17 protein-coding genes are annotated in these 18,506 nt (G+C 70.4%); 5 read left to right on the top strand and 12 right to left on the bottom strand.

The window, feature by feature from the left end:
* Positions 1 to 46 precede the first annotated feature (46 nt).
* The 3 genes from OHV05_RS26950 to OHV05_RS26940 form a co-directional block, all read right to left on the bottom strand.
* Positions 47 to 409, bottom strand: a complete 363-nt coding sequence (locus tag OHV05_RS26950) for a hypothetical protein (protein WP_405021554.1) — start codon at positions 407 to 409, stop codon at positions 47 to 49.
* A 195-nt stretch (positions 410 to 604) separates the two neighbouring features.
* On the bottom strand, positions 605 to 727 hold the full coding sequence (locus OHV05_RS26945; RefSeq protein WP_405019942.1) for a hypothetical protein: 123 nt from the start codon (positions 725 to 727) through the stop codon (positions 605 to 607).
* Positions 728 to 882: 155 nt separating this feature from the next.
* The gene (locus OHV05_RS26940; protein WP_405019941.1) at positions 883 to 1,107 is read right to left on the bottom strand and encodes a hypothetical protein; all 225 of its coding nucleotides are present in this window, start codon (positions 1,105 to 1,107) and stop codon (positions 883 to 885) included.
* 486 nt (positions 1,108 to 1,593) lie between these two features.
* Here OHV05_RS26940 and OHV05_RS26935 point away from each other — a divergent pair, with 486 nt between their 5' ends.
* From OHV05_RS26935 to OHV05_RS26925, 3 genes are all read left to right on the top strand, one after another.
* Positions 1,594 to 1,797 (top strand): cold-shock protein, encoded by a 204-nt coding sequence (locus OHV05_RS26935; RefSeq protein WP_030918248.1) that lies wholly within the window; start codon positions 1,594 to 1,596, stop codon positions 1,795 to 1,797.
* A 369-nt stretch (positions 1,798 to 2,166) separates the two neighbouring features.
* Positions 2,167 to 3,705 (top strand): DEAD/DEAH box helicase, encoded by a 1,539-nt coding sequence (locus OHV05_RS26930; protein ID WP_405019940.1) that lies wholly within the window; start codon positions 2,167 to 2,169, stop codon positions 3,703 to 3,705.
* 160 nt (positions 3,706 to 3,865) lie between these two features.
* Complete coding sequence (locus OHV05_RS26925; RefSeq protein WP_405019939.1) at positions 3,866 to 4,252, top strand: HPP family protein; 387 nt, start codon at positions 3,866 to 3,868, stop codon at positions 4,250 to 4,252.
* A 327-nt stretch (positions 4,253 to 4,579) separates the two neighbouring features.
* On the opposite strand, the gene OHV05_RS26920 is transcribed toward OHV05_RS26925, so the two are convergent.
* Positions 4,580 to 4,864 carry a MerR family transcriptional regulator gene (locus OHV05_RS26920; RefSeq protein WP_405021553.1) on the bottom strand — a complete coding sequence of 95 codons (285 nt, stop codon included), beginning with the start codon at positions 4,862 to 4,864 and terminating at the stop codon, positions 4,580 to 4,582.
* 1,276 nt (positions 4,865 to 6,140) lie between these two features.
* Here OHV05_RS26920 and OHV05_RS26915 point away from each other — a divergent pair.
* Positions 6,141 to 7,403 carry an IS256 family transposase gene (locus tag OHV05_RS26915; RefSeq protein ID WP_331730095.1) on the top strand — a complete coding sequence of 421 codons (1,263 nt, stop codon included), beginning with the start codon at positions 6,141 to 6,143 and terminating at the stop codon, positions 7,401 to 7,403.
* Positions 7,404 to 7,626: 223 nt separating this feature from the next.
* On the opposite strand, the gene OHV05_RS26910 is transcribed toward OHV05_RS26915, so the two are convergent.
* The 6 genes from OHV05_RS26910 to OHV05_RS26885 form a co-directional block, all read right to left on the bottom strand.
* The gene (locus tag OHV05_RS26910; protein WP_405019938.1) at positions 7,627 to 7,980 is read right to left on the bottom strand and encodes a MerR family transcriptional regulator; all 354 of its coding nucleotides are present in this window, start codon (positions 7,978 to 7,980) and stop codon (positions 7,627 to 7,629) included.
* Between the two features lie 1,333 nt (positions 7,981 to 9,313).
* On the bottom strand, positions 9,314 to 10,927 hold the full coding sequence (locus OHV05_RS26905) for a peptide chain release factor 3 (protein WP_405019937.1): 1,614 nt from the start codon (positions 10,925 to 10,927) through the stop codon (positions 9,314 to 9,316).
* The gene (locus OHV05_RS26900; RefSeq protein ID WP_405019936.1) at positions 10,924 to 11,121 is read right to left on the bottom strand and encodes a hypothetical protein; all 198 of its coding nucleotides are present in this window, start codon (positions 11,119 to 11,121) and stop codon (positions 10,924 to 10,926) included. The genes OHV05_RS26905 and OHV05_RS26900 overlap by 4 nt, the downstream gene beginning before the upstream one ends.
* A 441-nt stretch (positions 11,122 to 11,562) precedes the next feature.
* Positions 11,563 to 11,790, bottom strand: coding sequence for a hypothetical protein (locus OHV05_RS26895; RefSeq protein WP_405019935.1), 228 nt, complete (start codon positions 11,788 to 11,790; stop codon positions 11,563 to 11,565).
* A 35-nt stretch (positions 11,791 to 11,825) separates the two neighbouring features.
* The gene (locus tag OHV05_RS26890; protein ID WP_405019934.1) at positions 11,826 to 14,930 is read right to left on the bottom strand and encodes a hypothetical protein; all 3,105 of its coding nucleotides are present in this window, start codon (positions 14,928 to 14,930) and stop codon (positions 11,826 to 11,828) included.
* A gap of 274 nt (positions 14,931 to 15,204) precedes the next feature.
* Complete coding sequence (locus OHV05_RS26885) at positions 15,205 to 15,927, bottom strand: Crp/Fnr family transcriptional regulator (protein WP_405019933.1); 723 nt, start codon at positions 15,925 to 15,927, stop codon at positions 15,205 to 15,207.
* A 229-nt stretch (positions 15,928 to 16,156) separates the two neighbouring features.
* Here OHV05_RS26885 and OHV05_RS26880 point away from each other — a divergent pair, with 229 nt between their 5' ends.
* The gene (locus tag OHV05_RS26880) at positions 16,157 to 16,885 is read left to right on the top strand and encodes a hypothetical protein (protein ID WP_405019932.1); all 729 of its coding nucleotides are present in this window, start codon (positions 16,157 to 16,159) and stop codon (positions 16,883 to 16,885) included.
* 224 nt (positions 16,886 to 17,109) lie between these two features.
* Here OHV05_RS26880 and OHV05_RS26875 read toward each other — a convergent pair whose 3' ends face one another.
* Both OHV05_RS26875 and OHV05_RS26870 read right to left on the bottom strand, forming a co-directional pair.
* Complete coding sequence (locus tag OHV05_RS26875; protein ID WP_405019931.1) at positions 17,110 to 17,292, bottom strand: hypothetical protein; 183 nt, start codon at positions 17,290 to 17,292, stop codon at positions 17,110 to 17,112.
* A gap of 326 nt (positions 17,293 to 17,618) precedes the next feature.
* Entirely contained in the window at positions 17,619 to 18,440 is an 822-nt protein-coding gene (locus OHV05_RS26870; RefSeq protein WP_405019930.1) for a CHAP domain-containing protein, read from the bottom strand.
* Positions 18,441 to 18,506 lie beyond the last annotated feature (66 nt).

Genomic DNA, 18,506 nt, shown 5'->3' with positions numbered 1-18,506 from the left:
GAGACACCCCAACTCCTGGAGGTGGCACCCTCCCCCACCGTCGCCGTCAGGTTGCGGAGTAGCTGAGGTCTCCGATCGTCCAGCTGCTGATGTCCTCGATGGCGATGCGGTACATGCCGCCGGTGTGGGGCAGCCCGAAGTCCCCCTGCAGGATCTGCGCCCGGTGCAGGTGCAGATGGGTGGGCCGTGCGGGCGCGCCCTCGGTGGGTCGGGTGAAGAGGGCCGCGAACGGCTTCAAGTGGTCCGAGGCTTCGAGGACTTCCGCCACTCGCTCCAGCCACAGGGCCACCGGCGCGAGCCTGCCGGTGATCACCGCTCCGGGGACCACCACGGTCAAGGACATCTGGTTGCTGTGCTCGGACTCCACCATCGCGGCGATGTCGACGAGCAGCCCGTCAGGGTTCGACATGACGGACAGGTTAGGACACAGCCGTCGCGGACGCGACACCCACCCCGCATCCAGCGTCCCACCCCAGACGCCCCGCTCGAAGGCGGAACGGTGCGCGAGGAACGGACCGGCGGCCGGCGTGCACAATGATCCCGGCCGGCGGTAGTACAGCGTGAAGAGGGCAAGGATGGACAAGCCGCTCATCGAGGTCGGCGCTCAGGGCAGTACCGGTTCGGACAGCACCACCGTGTGCCCGGAGCGGACCAGCCGACGGAGGCCGGCGAGCCGCTCCTGTCCGTGCTTGTCGCCGACGGGCAGGGCGATTCGCTGCAACTGCAACGCGAGGTGTCACAGAGGCTTGGCCGGGACGTGCCGGCGGATGATCAGGCTCTCCTGGCTCACCTGACGGGCGAGATCGCCGATCTTCATCGTCGGTGGGAGCAGCGCTGAGCATCCGCCGAGAACGAGACCGTGGAGCTCAGAGGGCGGTCTCGTCAGAGCTTGAACAGTGCGGCGTACGGCTGGGTGATCCGCCGCTGCTGTGACCCGAAGTCGACGAGGACCGCGATGTCACTGTCTGCCTCGACACTGATGGCCCGGCCGAGGCCGTACCGGTCGTGCGAGACCCGGTCCCCCACCGCGAACCGCTTGCGCGGTGCTTCGACCCGGACTTTGAAGGGACTGGTGGGCAGGTGGCGCCGGACTACTGATTTTGTCATCCCCTTCAGTATGCAGCGAAAAGCACAAATTGACCCCGCGAGGAAGCCTGAATTTCGCCAGCCGCCGAGATGGCGGGCGTCTTCACCGCTTCCGACTCGGGGTCGACGGCCTGCGCGTGCGCAGGGCGACGCTGAGGCTGCGTCGGTCGCACCGCGCCCCTCCTCCTCGACCCCGACCGTCGGAGCAGGCATCAGAAGCCCCAACTACCCTGCCAAGGCTACTACTTCGCGCTTTGCGCAAGGAGAGTGCCCTGCCCTCGGGGCAGGGCTCAAGCACCTCCGGGGCAAAATTTCCCACCACTGTGAGGCTCGGCCTGCTATCGTCTCCTTAGTTGCAGTAGTGGTTCCCATGAACTTTGTGTGCGCCTGCTGATGTATCGCAGGCGTATTTTTGTTTCCCGGTTCTTTCCCGGGTGGGTGCTCATCGCGGCGACTCGGGGTCCGCACTGTGCGGGTTCCGGACAGCCCCTTGAAGGAGATTTCTTTATGGCTAATGGCACTGTTAAGTGGTTCAACGCGGAAAAGGGCTTCGGCTTCATCGAGCAGGAGGGCGGCGGTCCTGACGTGTTCGCCCACTACTCGAACATCAACGCCAACGGCTTCCGTGAGCTGCTTGAGGGCCAGAAGGTCGAGTTCGACGTCACGCAGGGCCAGAAGGGCCCGCAGGCCGAGAACATTCGTCCGCTGTAGTTTTTCTGCCGAGGCACCCGCCTAGCAGCGAGGGGCCCGCACCGCGTACACGCCCGGTGCGGGCCCCTCGGCATTGCTCCACGCTCCACCCCGGCCGTTGAGGCCCCCTTGGCTCCGCCACCGGCAGCCATCCCCACGCGAGCCGCACAGCGCCGCGTCCGGATCGGCGCCCTGCCGTGACATTCCACGGTTCGAGGTTCTGCGCTCCCGCCCTCCGTGGTGAGCGCCGACCGCAGGTGACGTGCCGCACGGTTCTACCGTCCACGCCCCACCCCGTCATACTTCTCGGCCCGTCTCCCCGCGGGCTCCGCCGGCGCCTCGCGCTGCGGAGCCTTCCTCGTGACGTGCCGCCCGAGGAAGGTCTCCCGCATGAACCGCTCCAGTCGCTCCTCGTACCAGAACGCCAACTCCCGCTCCGCCGCGTCCTCCCGCTCCGGTGGCGGCGCCGGCTCGGGATCGCGCTCCGCCGGCTCCTCCCGTTCCGGCGGCAGTTCCTTCTACGGCGACCGGCCGTCCGGCGGCCGGAGCAGTCGTCAGGGCTCAGGCCCGCAGGGCGAGTTCGCGATGCCGGTGAGCACCACCCCGGCGCTGCCGCCCGTCGAGTCCTTCGAGGAGCTGGACATGCCGGCGGCGCTGGTGTCGGTGCTGACCCGGCAGGGCGTCACCTCGCCGTTCCCGATCCAGGCCGCGACGCTGCCCAACTCGCTGGCCGGCCGCGATGTCCTCGGCCGGGGCCGCACCGGCTCCGGCAAGACCATCGCCTTCGGCCTCGCCGTGCTGGCCCGCACCGCCGGGCAGAAGGCCGAACCCCGCCGCCCGCTGGCCCTGATCCTGGTCCCCACCCGGGAGCTCGCGCAGCAGGTCACCGACGCCCTCACCCCGTACGCCCACGCGGTGCGCCTGCGGATGGCGACCCTGGTCGGCGGGATGTCGATCGGCCGCCAGGCCCAGGCACTCAACCGCGGGGCAGAGATCATCGTCGCCACCCCCGGCCGGCTCAAGGACCTGATCCAGCGCGGCGACTGCCAGCTGGACGGCGTCGGCGTGACCGTCCTGGACGAGGCCGACCAGATGGCCGACATGGGCTTCCTGCCGCAGGTCACCGAGCTCCTCCAGCAGGTCGCCGCGGGCTGCCAGACCATGCTGTTCTCCGCCACCCTGGACCGCAACGTCGACCGGCTGGTGCGCACCTTCCTCAAGGACCCGGTCACCCACTCGGTGGACCCGTCGGCAGGCGCGGTCAGCACGATGGAGCACCACCTGCTGCACGTACAGAACAGCGACAAGAACGCCACGATCGCCCACATCGCCTCCCGCGACGGCGGGGTGATCATGTTCATCGACACCAAGCACGGCGCGGACCGCCTGGTGCTCGACCTGCTCGCGAACGGGGTGAAGGCCGCCGCCCTGCACGGCGGCAAGTCCCAGCCGGAGCGCACCCGCACCCTGGAGCAGTTCCGCAACGGCCAGGTGACCGCGCTGATCGCCACCAACGTCGCCGCCCGCGGCATCCACGTCGACGGCCTGGACCTGGTGGTCAACCTGGCGCCGCCGAGCGACCACAAGGACTACCTGCACCGGGCCGGCCGCACCGCCCGCGCGGGTGAGTCCGGCACCGTCGTCACCCTGGTGCTGCCCAACCAGCGGCGGGAGATGGCCCGCATGATGACCACGGCCGCCATCACCCCCGAGTCCACCCGGGTGCACTCCACCGACGAGGAACTGGCCCGCATCACCGGTGCCCGGGTGCCCACCGGCATCCCCACCGTGATCGCCACCCCCGTCGTCGCGCGGGCGAGCCGCAACGCGTCCACGAATCGCAACCGCAACCGTCGCCGCCCCGCCACCGGCCGGAGCACACAGACCACCGGCGGCCGCCAGGCAGCACCCGTCGCCCTCGCCGCGTAGTCGGACGGGTGTGCCCCGCTCCGCGCGGAGCGGGGCACACCCACATCTCCGAGGCAAGCGCCGCCACCTGGGCGACCGCACCCATGACCTGGCGTTGCCGCACTTCCCTGCCTGATGTCCCGGGCCGTCACCGGCGGGACCGACACGAAGGAACCCGCCTGTGAGCATCACCCTCGAACGCCCGACCACCACCGCCACAGCCACGGTCGGCGACCTCATGAACCACCCTGAACTGCAGATCAGCGATGACGCCACGGCCGACACGGCCATGGACATCCTGCTCAGCTCCGGCGCCGAGCACCTCCTGGTCCGTGACGAGGACGGCCGCTGCGCCGGCCTGCTGACCCGCCTGCACCTCGCCCCGTTCCAGGCCCGCTCCTGGTACACGGAGCGCACCCCGGTCCGCGACATCCTGCACGACCGCGCCCCGTTCGCCACCGCCGACATGCCCGCAGCGACCGCCGTCGCCGCCATGCGCTCCCGCGGCCTCGACGCCTGGCCGGTCATCGACCACGACGGCCACGCCATCGGCCTGCTCACCGCGTAGGAACGCACTGCCCCCGGCCCCGGGGGCAGCACACCCCCGATGCTCCCGCCGAAGCGGCCCGTCACCAGAGAGGCATCCGTCGTCGGGCCCCGCCACCGTCTGACCGGCCTGCGCAGTGCGACCGTGTGTACTCCGCTCGCTGCGTCGTACCCGCTGGTACAGAGGGCCGGGCAGGTTGGCACCCTTGGGTGCTTCGCGGGAGCCCGAGCGATCCGGCCTTCAAGGGACGGTTGCCCGCCGGTGGGCGCGCGGGCGCGGACCGGCCGACGGGCCTGGCGGTGAGAGCCTGCCGCTCACCGCGGACCGCTCGCCAGCCGGGCCGCAGGGTCAGGTGTCGGCGGCGGAGGACTGCCCGGCCGGGCGGCCTTCGCGGAGCTGTTCGTTGATGCGCAGGGCTTCTTCGAGCTGGTCTTCGAGGATGATGATGCGGCAGGCGGCGTCGACGGCGGTGCCCTCGTCGACGAGATCGCGGGCACGCATCGCGATCCGCAGCTGGTAGCGGGAGAAACGGCGGTGGCCGCCCTCTGAGCGCAGCGGGGTGATCAGGCCGTGCTCGCCCAGGGTGCGCAGGAAGCCGGCGGTGGTGCCGGTCATCTCGGCGGCGCGGCCCATGGTGTAGGCGGGGTAGTCGTCGTCGTCGAACGAGCTGACGGCGTCGGGCGTGGTGGGTCGGTTGATGGTCGTGGTCACTGCACCTCTTCGAATCCGGTTTCCGGGGACGCGTGGAGGGGCCCCGGCGCCATTGCGGCTCCGGGGCCCCGAAGGGGAACAACACACCATCTACCGGCCCTGGGCCGGTCCTTGGGTCCGCACCGCCCCATCGGATGGAGCGTGCGGGGATCGCGTATGCGTGACCGGAAACCACCAACCTTCATAACGTGGGGTCTGCGGTGTCCGCCCGGACGAGGACTGCTCATCTCACGGGCCGGGCGATCCTGATGGCGCTTGTGCCCTCCGTTTCATCCTCAACATCACTGACAACTGCTGGTACTGCGAACTGCGATTCACATCGGTACTGCGGTACTGCTGTGGTGTCCGAACCGGCCCACCTGCCGACAGCCAGCCCCGTCGCCTGCCCTGCTCAACCTTCGTGGCTTGGAACCCCACTGCCGGACCTCCCGGTACGCGCGCCCGCAGCACGGCGCCTTTACCGAGATCCCACGCACCCCGAAAACTGGTGACTGCGGTCCAACTTCACCTGCTCGTACCGCAACTGCTTCCTACGCGGTACGCCTGGCGGCAGCCCCTGATCACTGCGGGCCACCCGGGTGCGGTTGCCACTCCCGTCGCCGTACTGCACCAAGCCTGGCTCCGGAACTCCGCAACCGCACCGACACTTCTCTACCTCTACCGCCAGTTCGTGTCTGGCGGGCCCCGCTGACTGCTTGCTACGAGAGAAACACTAACCACACCCCGCGCCAATGTCTACTCCAGGCAACACAGATTTTGCCCCGTTCGAAGGGCAGCTACCCTTTCGGACCGCACGCAGGAGTTGCCCAGCCCTCCGGACCAGGCAGAACGAGCAGACGGGTGAAAAGGGACGAGGCCCCCACGCGGCAGCCGCTCGCACGCACGCTCCCCCAGCACCCAGGCTTCCTGCCGGCCGCCCCAGCCGAAAGCCGTCCACGAGCAAAAGGAACACGCCCTACGCCGCCCGCCGGCCCGCGTCGCCGACCTGCCCGACTGCGCCCCTCAGAGCCGGGACGCCGTCCTGACCAATTCCGCCGCTCGGCACGGGCATGGGATACGGCGCGGCCCGGGAGTGTCATGAATCAGGTGGACACCCTGATCAAGGGAGACGCTGATGAGCTCGCTGACGGATCACCAGATCGGGTCGGTTCCTGACGGGTCGGTTTCGTCGGAGTCGGAAACTGCCGATGCCTTGGGCATGGGTCCGAGGAGGAACACGGGTGCGTCGGATGTGGTGGCGTCGGTCGCCGAGCTGGCGGCCGAGCAGGCCCGGGCCGGCGGGATGCAGCTGCTCGGCGAGGGCGGACTGCTGCAGCAGCTCACCCGGCACCTGCTCCAGGAAGCCCTGGAGGCCGAGATGGACGAGCACCTGGCCTCGTCGGCGGGGCAGGGCCGCTCGGCGCGCAAAGGGGGCAACGCGCGCAACGGCTACCGGATGAAGACCGTGATGACCGAGGCCGGGCCGGTCACGCTCGAGGTCCCGCGGGACCGGGCCGGCACGTTCGAGCCGAAGGTCGTGCCCCGGTACGCCCGCCGAACCGAAGGCCTGGACAACCTGGTCATCTCGCTGACCGCGAAGGGCCTGACCTCCGGGGAGATCGTCGCGCACCTGGCCGAGGTCTACGGCATGACCACCAGCAAGGAGACCGTCTCCACGATCACCGACCGGGTTCTGGAGAGCATGGCCGACTGGCGCACGCGCCCCCTCGACCCGGTCTACCCGGTCCTGTTCATCGACGCCGTGAACATCAAGGTCCGCGACGGTCAGGTCGCCAACCGGCCCGTCTACGTCGTCCTCGGCGTCACGGCGGACGGCTACCGGGACATCCTGGGCCTGTGGACCTCCAGCGGCGGCGAGGGCGCCAAGTACTGGCAGTCCGTGCTCACCGAGATCAAGAACAGGGGCGTCAAGGACTGCCTGATCCTCATCTGCGACGGCCTGGCCGGGCTGCCCGATGCGGTCGCCCAGGTCTGGCCGCAGACCGTGGTGCAGACGTGCATCGTCCACCTGCTGCGGAACTCTTTCCGCTACACCTCCAAGCGGGACTGGGCGGCGGTCGCCCGCGACCTCAAGCCCGTCTACACCGCGCCGAACGAGGCCGCGGCCCTGGAGCGGTTCGCCGAGTTCGCCGCCGCCTGGGAAGCGTCCTACCCGGCCGTCGTGCGACTGTGGGAGCGGGCCTGGTCCGAGATGGTGCCCTTCCTGGCGTTCGACGCCGAGATCCGAAAGATCATCTGCACGACCAACGCCATCGAGAGCCTCAACTCCCGCTACCGCAGGGCCGCCGGCGCCTGCGGCCACTTCCCCAACGAGCAGGCCGCCCTCAAACGGCTCTACCTGGCCACCCTCGCGCTCGACCCCACTGGCCGCGGCCGCCAACGTTGGAGCAACCGCTGGATGGCCGCCCTCAACGCCTTCGACATCACCTTCGACGGACGCCTGTCAGCCGGACGGGCGTAGGCCACCTGGCCCACGCCCGACAGCAAGATCAACACCTAGTCCAACCGGGTGTCGTACACCTAGATCGTGATAGTCCCCGCGGCCCGCGCCTCTCCGGCCTGAGGCAGTGCGGTCCGGCGGAGACCAGGCCGCAGCGAAGCAGCTCGCGCCGGGGCGGGCCTCGGCTTTGCGCGGGCGGGCGGTCGGTCGCCGCCACTTTCGCCACGGCGATGGCCGGCGGGGTTCACCCGCCGCTTGCCTGTCTACGGGGGCGGCCGAGCTGTTCGTTGGTACGCCGGGCGCTGTCGAGCTGGTCTTCGAGGATGATGATGCGGCACGCGGCGTCGACGGCGGTGCCCTGGTCGACGAGGTCGCGGGCGCGCATCGCGATCCGCAACTGGCGACGGGAGAATCGGCGATGGCCGCCGCCGGAGCGCACAGGGGTGACCAGGCCGTGGTAGCCGAGGGCGCGCAGGAAGCCGGGGGTGGTGCCGGTCATCTCGGCGGCGCAGCCCGTGGTGTAGGCGGGGTAGTCGTCATCGTCGAAGCGGCTGACCGGGCCGTGAGGTCCGGTAGTGCGGTGGATGGCTGTGGTCACTGCACCTCTTCATATGAGATTCGGGTTCATATGGGGGCCGGGACGCCGGAGGGGCCCCGGAGCTGTGGCTCCGGGGCCCCGAAGGGGTACATCACCATCTACCGGCCCTGGGCCGGTCCTTGTGTCCGCAACTCCTCGGGGGAGGAGGATCGCGGGGATCGCACATGCGTGACCGGAAACCACCAACCTTCGTACCTTGAGGGGTCTGCGGTGTCCGCCCGGACGACAACTGCTCAACTTCACAACCGGGCGATCCTGATGGCGCCAGCGCCCTCCGTCTCTTCCTCTACAGCACTGAACATCTTGCGAACTGCTGGCACTGCACCTGCGGGTACTACTGGTACTACGTGATTCACACCTGTACTGCTTGGTACTGCGAACTGCCTTGGTACCGCCGTGGTGTCCGTGAAGGCACACCACCTGTCCGGCAGCCAGCCCCGTCGCCTGCCCTGCTCGACCTGCTTGGCTTAGAACCCCACTGCCCGGACCGTCCAGCACGCGCGCCCGCAGCCGACGCCTTTGCTGAGACCTCGCACACCTCAACCACCGGTGACTGCGACCCAACTTCAACTGCACCTGCCCGTACTGCAACTACTTCTACAACCGCGGTACCGCCTGGTGGTGGCCCCTGATCACTGCGGGCCACCCGGCCCGGCCGCCAGTCCCGTCGCCGTACTGCACCTGCGCTGGCTTCGAGGCTCTGCTGCCGCACCGCTCTTTTGCGTCACTGGCTCGCGCCCACCTACTCGGCGCGTCCCGCGTCTCTACTTGCTGCGGTACCGCCTGGTGGTGGCCCCTGATCACTGCGGGCCACCCGGCCCGGCCGCCAGCCCTGTCGCCGTACTGCACCAACCTGGCTTCAGAACTCCACAACCGCACCGAGACTTGCGAACTTCCGTACTAATCCCGCCAGTTCGTGTCTGACGGGCCGTTCCGACTGCTTGCTACGAGAGAAACACTAACCACACCCAGCAGCAATGTCTACTCTGCTCGGCATAGATTTTTCGGTGTTCGAAGGGGAGGTAGCCTGCGACCCGCACATAGCAGCAACCCGCGCCCCGCCGACCAGGGACAACGAGCAGACGGGTGACCATGGCAGACGTGCGGCGTTGTGGCGCAGGAACGCCGCGGCCTCGTCGGGGGTCCAGCAGGTGCGTTCGGTGGCGCGGGGCCTGGCGGGGACGCGCGCCTCGAAGATGCGGCATGACCTGCACGGACAGACTTGTCGGCACCCACAGGGGCGGTGCCCCCCGAAAGACCCCCGGCAGGGTCCGCCCATGCGCCGTCGTCGTCCGCCGTGCCAAGCGGCGCCGCCGGGCCGAGAGGGCGGCGCTCAGTCCGCCGTGGCGATCAGCGGCTGGAGCAGGATGTCGGGGTGGGCGCGCTGGAAGGCGTTCAGCTGCCACTTGTCGGCGAACAAGGCCAGCAGCGCGTCATCCGAGCGGCGGGTGAGCACCTCGCCGTTGATCAGGCGGGCTTTGCCCAGGGTGGCGGCGCCGTCGGCGTCAGTGATCCGGGCCAAGCGGTAGGAAAGCTGGTCGAGAGCGATGGGGGAAGAAAACTCGTGCTCCATCCGGTGCAGGATCACATCGAACTGCATCGGGCCGACCGCAGCCATGACCGGCGCCTGGTCGCCACGCCGGTCGGAGACCAGCACCTGGATCACGCCTTCCTCGTCGAGTTGGGCGATGCCCTTGCGGAACTGCTTGGACCGGCTGATGTCCTTGGGCCGTGCCACCGCGAAGTACTCGGGGGCGAAGGCCGGCAGCGAGGGAAACTCGGCCTTCTTGCCGGTGAAGAGGGTGTCGCCGACCCGCAGCGCGCTCGCGTTGATCAAGCCGACCACATCGCCGGGGTACGCGGTGTCGACCACGGTGCGCTCGGCTCCGAAGACGGTGTGCGCGTACTTGGTTGCAAACGAGCGGCCGCTGGCCGCCCGGGTGACGTGCATGCCGCGCTCGAAGACGCCGGAGCAGACTCGGACGAAGGCGATCCGGTCGCGATGGGCCGGGTCCATGTTCGCCTGGATCTTGAACACCAGGCCGGAGAACTCCTCACCGACCTCGCGGCTGCCGGCCTTGGCCAGCGGGCGGGGCCCGGGAGCCGGAGCGAGATCGACCACGGCGTCCAGCAGGAGCTTCACACCGATGTTGGTCAGCGCGGCACCGAAGAAGACCGGGCTGATCTTGCCGGCCTCGAAGGCCTCCTGGTCGTAGCCGGGGCCGGACGAGAGCACCAGCTCCAGCTCCTCCAGGGCGGTCGTCCAGGCTTCGCCTTCCTGCTCGGCGGCCTTCTCGGAGGTCAGCTGCTCCTCGAGGGCGGCGTGCGTGCCGGCCGGCACCTTGGTGTAGCGCAGCATCTGCTCGGTGTTCCCCGCTTCGACCAGGCCGCGCAGGTTGCCCGCACTGCCCACCGGCCAGACGACCGGGACGGGGGTGATCCCGAGGTGCTTCTCGATGTCCTCGAGCAGGGTGAGTGCTTCCTGGCCGCGCCGGTCCCACTTGTTGATGAAGGTGATCACGGGGACGCCGCGATGGCGGCAGACCGCGAAAAGCTTGCGGGTCTGCTCCTCCAGGCCCTTGGCCGCGTCGACCAGCATGATCGCGCAGTCGACGGCGGCCAGCACCCGGTAGGTGTCCTCGGAGAAGTCGGCGTGGCCGGGGGTGTCGACCAGGTTCATCACATGGCCGCGATAGCCGAACTGCAAGGCGGCCGAGGTCACCGAGATACCGCGCTCGCGTTCCAATTCCATCCAGTCGCTGGTCACGCCGCGCCGGTCACCCTTGGCGTGCACCGCACCGGCCGAAGTGATCGCCCGCGCGTGCAGCGCCAGCGCCTCGGTGAGCGTGGACTTGCCCGCGTCCGGATGGCTGATCACAGCGAAGGTCCGTCGGCGGCCGGCCTCACGAAGGACCTGCGGGACGGTGATTGACTGTACAGTGCTCACGTTTTTCCTCGGGTACGCCTCGGCAGCAGGCCGGTGACGCCTCTCCGCACCTGGTGAGCCGGGATCAGGTCCGCAGGCCCAGAGAGCGATAATAGGCTGTCGGGCGGCGTACCCCTGAATTCCGGGTCGCGCAGCACGTCGACCCGGATGACCTTGGACTGGTCGTCGGCGCCCAGCGTCTCCGTCACCGCCATGACTCTCCTCGCCCCGCTCCCCGCAGCCACCTTCTACTTCGGGGACCTTGACATCGCAGGACTGCGCACGCAGCAGACGCGATGGCCCGGACCAACATCGCCGCCACCAGGGCCGTCCTGCCCCACGTGCACGCCGAGGGGATCGACCGGCCTGCCGTACGCCTCGCCCTCACCGCCCCTGCTCGCCGGCTTGCGGATGGCCAAGCTCTGGGCGACATCTTCGCCTTCGGCACGTCGTTGCCGCCAGTGACAGCGGGCGGATCGGTACCTCTGGGACCGCTTTGGGACCACGCCCCTGGGCGCGGTTTCCGCACGGTTGAGCCGATCCGGTGCTGTGACCGTGACGGCTCACCGGGTTGCGGCCGGCGGTGGTGGTGCTCGGCCCGGTTGGATGTCCAGAGGCATTCAACGAGGAGCTGGGCGGCGTGGTGGCGGAGCCGGTCAGGGCCGGTCGGCGCCCGGTTCCTGGTGGATGTGGATGTCGCCCTTCATGACGGTGTACAGGGTGGCATGCCCGCCGGCCGTGTTGTTCTGGGTGGGGGACTCCGGCTCGGCGGCCGCGGCAGGCGCGGGAGTCGTCTCGACGCGGTTGTCGCGGCCGACGACGACGGGGCCGTGCGCGTCGCCGCCGATCCGGATGTCGTACCGGTCACCGGCTCCGGTGGCCATGGGCGCTCCTTCCGAGGAGTCCGAGGGGGTGGTCATCAGGCCGCCGACCGTTCCTGCCGGACGGTGGCGAGGAGTTGGTCGACCTCGGCCTGGGTGAGGACCAGGGCCTTGATCTCGATGTCGTCGGCGCGGTCCCAGTAGGAGTTGCTGCCGACGGCGTTCGCCCGGGCCTGGCTCTCTGCGGCGATCTGCTGATACACGGCGGCAGCGGACGGATTGTCGCAGGTGAGGGTGCCGGTAATGGTGCTGCCGCCGACCGGCAGCGGCTGCGGGCCGCTGGAGCAACTGCCCGCCGCGCGGCCGTCGATGGTGAGCGAACCGACCGTCAGCAGCACGTTGACGTGCGAGAGCCGACGGACGAGGGCGTCGCCCTGGAGGACGTCCGCGCTGACGACCTCCTTGACGTGGCACCCGGAGGCATCGCAGTTCACCGAGCTGCCGTCCCCGCGACCGGTGAAGTCGAGGGTTCCGTAGGTCGCCGTCGTCAGGTCCTTGGCGTACTTCTCCAGGCCGTCGTACATCGTGCCGACCTCCGTCGGCGCGACCGTCGTCAGGTCGACCGACGAGGTCTCCCACAGCGGGGACTGGATCTCCCTGGCGCGGGGAAGCTGACCGTCCTTGGGGAGGTGGAAGTTCATCGCGCTCGGCGGCTCCCAGCGCAGAAAGCGGTACGGCGCGTCCCGGGAGACGTAGAGGTAGCCGACGGTGGTGTCCGCACGCAGGGCCGGGACGCCGTTGACGTCGGTGGTCTGCGGGTCCTTCGCGGCCGGGAGACGGGGCTTGTCGGCGAGCGCCTGCGAGAACCGCTTGGCCAGGTCGGCCGGCGTCTCGTACAGCGACATCTCCTGCGTCAGGCGGCTGCTGCCGTCGGTGGTCCGGTCGCCGAGGCCGTCGTAGGTCCACAGACGCAGGATCAGGTCGGAGGCGTGCCAGCGCGAGTAGTCCTTGCCGCCGATGGTCAGCAGGTCATGCGAGTTCGTGTCGGACTGCATGGTGTCGCCCTTGAGGTGGCTGGTGCCGAACTTCTCGCCGTGCGTGGTCACCGTGACGTCGTTGAGGTACTCCTCGACGTTCCAGTCGCCCTGGTAGCGAACGCCCGGAGCTGTGGACAGTGCCTGCACCGCCTGGTCGAACGGCTCGCGCAGTCCCTTCTCCTCGGCGGTCGCACCGCCGCCGCCCCCGGTGGAGGCCGACCAGGTGACCGCCCCCGCCACGGCGAGCAGCACGGCCAAGCCGATCAGCAGCGCCTTGGCGCTCAGCACACCCACCACCCCGGCCGCCCCCGCGCCCGCGCCGAGAGCGGCCGACGTACCGGCAGCGCCATGGCCAACGGACGTACCGGCGGCGGACGTTCCGGCGTGGCCGGCTGTCGCGTGGCCCGCCTGCGCGGCGGCCCCGTGCTGCGCCGCCGGGACGGTGGCGTGCGGAACGGTCGCGGCGGGCTGCGCCGGCGCGGGCGAGAGGTTGGCCATGTGCGAGGCGACCGAGTTGGCCTGCGCACCGTGCGCGGCGGCACCTGGCGTGGTCGCGGCGTGTGCCGCGCCGCCGTGCGCCCCGGCCCCGCTCAGGCCGGCACCCGGCGTGGGGACGGTCGGGACGGTGGGCAGCGGACCCATCAACGAGGGCGCGACGCTCTGGGCGTGGAGCGCGGCCGTCGCGCCGTGCAGGTCTCCGATCGCCTTCCACAGCATCGCGGCCTCGCCGAGCAGCGCGGCCGCGATGACCCGGCGGCCCGTCAGCAGACTGCGGATGCCCTCCTCGTGGACGAAGAAGGTCTGTGCCTGCCGGTCACCGGCCCGCTCGGCGGCTCCCCAGCCGCGGCCGAGCAGCCGGCCCCACGCCCCGGGGCGCAGCGCGCGGGCCAGTGCCGGGGAGGCGGCCCGGGCCAGGACGACCGCGAGCTCGGACTGGCCGGCCGCCTCGGCGAGCGCGGCGGCCCGGTCCAACGCCCGGCTGTGCGCGGCCACTTCGGCGGGGGTGGTGTCCGGCCGGGTGATCCACTCGGTGAGCTGCGAGCAGATCCGTTGGTACGGGAACGGGGTGGTCCGGCCGAGGGCCGCCGTGACGGCGTCCGGCGGGCAGCGGTAGCCGTCCTGTTCGGCCCGCAGCAGGCCGGTCTCGGCCAGCCGCTCGCACACGCCCGTGGCGTCGGGCAGGTCGACGATCGCGCCGATCCGGGCCGCCGCGAGTTCCGCGCCGTCCAGGGTGGCCAGCAGGCGCAGCACCTCCGCCGACGGGGCGTCGAGTCCGTCGAGCAGCAGGGGGACGAGTTCCGCGACCTCGCCGGCCAGGGGCAGTCCGCCGCCCGTGCCGACCCGGGAGCGGGCGAGGACGCCGGCCTGCAGCAGGTGCAGCGGTCGCCCCTGGGCGGCCTGCCACAGGCTGGTCGCGGCGGCAAGTTCGTCCTGGGCGAGCGGGCGGCGCAGTTCGCGGACGAGCAGTTCCAGCCCGGCTGCCCTGTCCAGTCCGGCGAGTTCGACCAGCGCGCCGTCCTCACCGAGCAGTGACCGCTGGTGGGAGGCCAGGACGAACGTCGCGTCCGGCGCCAGGTCTGCCAGGGCGAGGGCCTGAGTACGGGTCAGGTTCGCGTTGTCGAGGTACACGGTGACCCGTACCCCGGCCATCAGACGCCGCAGTTCGGGCTCGGACGGGGCGTAGCCGATGGCGTCGTAGCAGGCTTCGAAGATCTCCTGCGCCAGGTCGGCGACCTCGCGGTCGAACGCGTTGAGGTACACCCGCCCGTCGAGGGCGGCGGCCGGCCGGTGCGCGGCGTGGCGCAGCAGCATGCTGGTGCCCGTTCCGGACGGACCGTACAGCTGCACCAGCCCGCCGTCGCGGATCGCCCGTTCCAGGTCGGCCAGTTCGGTGGCGCGTCCGAGCGGCGCCGGCTGCCGGCGGGGAAGCAGGGCCACTCGCTCCCGGCGTACCGGGGTCGGACGCCGGCCGGATACCAGGAGGGTCACCGAGGAGCCGTGCTGGGCGTCCACCACCAGGTTGTGGTCGCCGACCACCACTGGCCCGAGGGCATCGCCGTCGATGTCGAGGCGGTAGTCGTTGCCGCCGCCCGGCCCGGTCGGGCCCGCGCTGCTGTTGGTGGCGTCCGTCGCGGTCCTCACGTCGGACTCGGCCGGTTCTTCCATCGCGAAGTCTCTCCCGGCCGTGGCATGCGACCGTTCTCGGGGCGGACCGCTGCGGGGGCGGTCGGCCGGTACGGAGCTTGGCAGCCCACCGAGCGTGCGTAGGCGCACGGCAGGGTCCGAAACTGCCCTCGGGGCGTCCCGTCGTCGGTCAGGCTAGTGCAGGCGGTACGGTGAGACCCCGTCGAACGACGGTTTCCGCCATGGCTGTTCACGGCAGCTCCGCGAAGCAGCCGAGCCGGCAGCTGTGCTGACGGATGGTCAGATGCCCGGGTGATCAGGGGAACGCGATGGCGTCGAGCAGTGCCATGCTCTCCACCCTTATGGTGCGGTACCCGGTGCTCACGGCCCCGGCTTCGCGCAGCCGACGCAGCGCCTTGTGGACGGTTGGCTCGGCCGCGCCGCAGAGCGTCGCCAACTCCGGCTGGGTGACCGGCCAGTGGATGACGGCGCCGGCGCCGACCGGCTCCCCGTAGCTGACCGCGATCTGGCAGATGACCCGGGCCAGCCGGGTCTCCGTGTCGCAGCCGGTGAAGTCGACCCGGCGGTCGTTGGCGACCCGCAGCTTGGTGACGACGGACGCGTTGACAGCCTGCGCGATCCGCGGCTCGCGCCGCAGACAGTCGAGAAACTCCGCCCGGCTCACCACCCTGGCGGTGACCTGGCCGCAGCTGGTGACCGTCGCCGAACGCGGCCGGCCGTCCAGAGCCGCGAACTCGCCGACCAGGTCGCCGCCCATCCGCACGGCCAGCAGGGCGTCCCGGTGGTCGTGGGTGCGCCTGGTCGCCTTGACCACGCCTGCCAGCAGCACCACCAGGAAGTCCGTCAGGTCCGACTCCCGCAGCAGCACCCGGTCAGCCGGGTACCGCACCTCGGTGCCGAGCGCCAGCAGGCGGTCCCGCTCGACCGGGGGCAGACCACCGAGCAGGCTCGCCAACGGCCACGTCCGGGTGTGACCGGACGGGATGCCCTCGTCCCGGCGGCGGTCGCTCGGTGCCACTGCTCTCCCTGCCCGCGCTGCTCCGGGCGCGCCCTCCCGTGAGCCGCGCCGGTGGGACCAGTATGCGTCCCGCCGTGGCACGGTCCGGCCGGAAAACCCGTATTCCGACGGGGTTCTGGGCCCGACGGTCCGCCACCATGGGAACCGGAGGCGGGGCCGGTGCGGTCAAGACAGAGGGGTGAGGTGCAACGCCCCGGGCAGGGTGTGACCAGTCGTCAGGAGGAGCAGCATGGAATGGGAGTTGTCGTACCGGGCGGTGCTCGCAGTGGACATCGAACGTTCTGCCGGACGCGGCGACCCGGCATTGCTGACGGTCCGTGCGGCGCTCCGCACGATGCTGCGCGAGTCCGTCGAGCGGAGCCGGATCGACTGGGCGGCCTGCCGGGTCGACGACCTGGGCGACGGGTTGCGGGTCACCGCCCCGTCCGGGGTGCGGAAGGCGGCGCTGATCCACCCGCTGTTCGACGAGCTCGCCACCCGGCTGCGGGCACACAACCGGCTGGCCGGGCCGCTCACCACGATCCGGGTCCGGATGGCGCTGCACGCCGGCGACGTCCGGCTGGGCCCGGCCGGGGAGGTGGCCGGCCGACCGCTGGAGGTACTGGCCCGGCTGCTCGACGCGCCCGCCGTCCGCACCGAACTGGCCGACGCCCCACCGCAGACCGTCGCGGTCCTGGCCCTCTCGGAGCACTTCCACGAGGAGACGGTGCAGCCCGGCCAGCCGGGGATGGATCCGGAGGACTACCGCCAAGTAGCCGTCCACAACAAGGAGTTCAGCTCGTCGGCGTGGCTCCGGTCATCCGCCGCCCCGGCTGCGGACGCCACCGAGACCGCGAAGGCCCCGGTCGTCGCGCCGCCCGCCGGGCCGTCGCGGATGACCAACCGGGCCAGCGGACACGGCGCCATCTACGCGGTCCAGAACGGCGTCCAGCACATCACCACCACCCGCAGCCCCTGAAAGTGAGGCGATCAATGGACCAAGAGCTCGGCGCGCTCGCGCAGCCCGGCGCCGCGGTGGTCGTCAGCGCGATGGCCACCGACCTCTGACAGTCCGTCAAGGACGGCACTCTCGCGGCCCCCGCCGCCTGTGGCAGCGGGTCGGTGCTGACGAACCGGCCGGCGAAGCAACGGAGTTCGGCCACCTGGCGAGAGGGAGCAGCAGCTCGCTGTCGCCGAGCGCGGTCAGGATTGCGGTGCGGTGGGCGAAGTCCCGGCTGGTCTTCCCGTGCAGGAGATGGTGACCAGCACGCCTCGGCAGTCGTCGCGTGAGTGCTGCGTGCGCCAGGTCTCGTAGCGCATCGCGGTGAGCTCGACCAGGACGAGGCCCACCTCGCCTGCCCGGACGTCGACGCTGCACCGCGTCATGGACTGTCCCTCCGGGTCTCCTTTGGATGCTCCAGCGGACTCTCTTCCGGCGGCAACGCCGACCAGCTCTGCGCGAAGCGGAGGCGGTACGTGCGGTACCGGCGCGCCTCGACCTGACGGGGGCGGTCGTTGGCAGAGCGGTGGCAGGTCGAAGCTCCGTCGGGAAGGTGGCCTTTCCAGGTCGCCTTCGTTCGACGGGGCTTCGTTGTGCACCGCTGCGGCTCCGACGGACATCGTCACACCGCCGGGGCCTGCACACTCACACGATCATCCCGGCTGTGATGCTGCCCTCGGTGCGGGTCTGCCGGGGTCCTGCTGATGGTTGCTCAGAAATGCAGCATGTACTGGAAGGAGGACTCCGAACTGCTGACGCGGAGGTGGCTGCGGGTGCCGTAGCCGAGGGGGTTGTTCCAGTTGTACTCCTCGACGTCGAAGGAGCCGTCGGAGTAGACCGCGTTGACGTACGCGACGTGGCCGACCTTGTGGGTGTCGTTGACGGCGATGGCTCCGACGGTGGGGGTGGTGTTGACGGTGACGCCGACGCGGCGGGCGGCGTCGTCCCAGGTGCCGGCGTTGCCCCAGTTGGTGCCGCCCCAGGAGTTGCTGAAGTTCGGGACGCCGAGACGGTCGGCGATGCGGAACGCCGCGAAGGCGGTGCAGTTGTCGGCGGCGAAGCCGCGGGTGCCGTGGTCGAAGTCGTTGGTGGTGCCCTCGTTGCCACCGCCGCCACCGCTGAGGAACTGGTGCGAGGCCTCGTTGTTCTTCAGGGTGGAGTTGAGGTTGTCCTTGGCGCCGGGGGCGAAGTCCTGGCCGGCGCCGGCGTAGCCGCTGTTGAAGTAGACGCGGACGGTCTGCCCGGTGCGGTTCCACACCGATGCGGCGTTGTTCTTGACGCAGACGCCCTGGCCGCTGCCGGCGCTCTTGAACTCGTAGCAGCTCGGCTGGGTGGCTCCGTAGTCGCTGATGGAGCCGGTGAAGTCGGAGATCGAGCCGGCCTGGTCGCTGTTGTAGTAGAGGCAGAACTCTCCGGAGTCGCAGACTCCGTCACGGGAGGCGGCGAAGGCGGGGGCGGAGGTGGTGGCGATGAGGGGGACGGCCATGGCCAGTGCGGTGCCGGCGATGGTGAGCGTGGTGCGTATGTTCTTCAAGACCTGCTCTTTTCGTGACGTGTCGTCAAGGGGCTCTTGGGTCGTGCTCGGAGTGGCGCCGTGCGC

The organism is Kitasatospora sp. NBC_00070 (assembly GCF_045041205.1).
In the GTDB taxonomy this organism is placed as follows: domain Bacteria; phylum Actinomycetota; class Actinomycetes; order Streptomycetales; family Streptomycetaceae; genus Kitasatospora.
This window is presented reverse-complemented; position numbering and strand designations above follow the sequence as displayed.

Coding starts and splice junctions, on each gene's coding strand:
- OHV05_RS26950 (WP_405021554.1), bottom strand. CDS start 409: ATGTCGAACCCTGACGGGCTGCTCGTCGACATCGCCGCGATGGTGGAG.
- OHV05_RS26940 (WP_405019941.1), bottom strand. CDS start 1,107: ATGACAAAATCAGTAGTCCGGCGCCACCTGCCCACCAGTCCCTTCAAA.
- OHV05_RS26935 (WP_030918248.1), top strand. CDS start 1,594: ATGGCTAATGGCACTGTTAAGTGGTTCAACGCGGAAAAGGGCTTCGGC.
- OHV05_RS26930 (WP_405019940.1), top strand. CDS start 2,167: ATGAACCGCTCCAGTCGCTCCTCGTACCAGAACGCCAACTCCCGCTCC.
- OHV05_RS26920 (WP_405021553.1), bottom strand. CDS start 4,864: ATGGGCCGCGCCGCCGAGATGACCGGCACCACCGCCGGCTTCCTGCGC.
- OHV05_RS26915 (WP_331730095.1), top strand. CDS start 6,141: ATGGGTCCGAGGAGGAACACGGGTGCGTCGGATGTGGTGGCGTCGGTC.
- OHV05_RS26900 (WP_405019936.1), bottom strand. CDS start 11,121: ATGGCGGTGACGGAGACGCTGGGCGCCGACGACCAGTCCAAGGTCATC.
- OHV05_RS26895 (WP_405019935.1), bottom strand. CDS start 11,790: ATGGCCACCGGAGCCGGTGACCGGTACGACATCCGGATCGGCGGCGAC.
- OHV05_RS26890 (WP_405019934.1), bottom strand. CDS start 14,930: ATGGAAGAACCGGCCGAGTCCGACGTGAGGACCGCGACGGACGCCACC.
- OHV05_RS26880 (WP_405019932.1), top strand. CDS start 16,157: ATGGAATGGGAGTTGTCGTACCGGGCGGTGCTCGCAGTGGACATCGAA.
- OHV05_RS26875 (WP_405019931.1), bottom strand. CDS start 17,292: ATGACGCGGTGCAGCGTCGACGTCCGGGCAGGCGAGGTGGGCCTCGTC.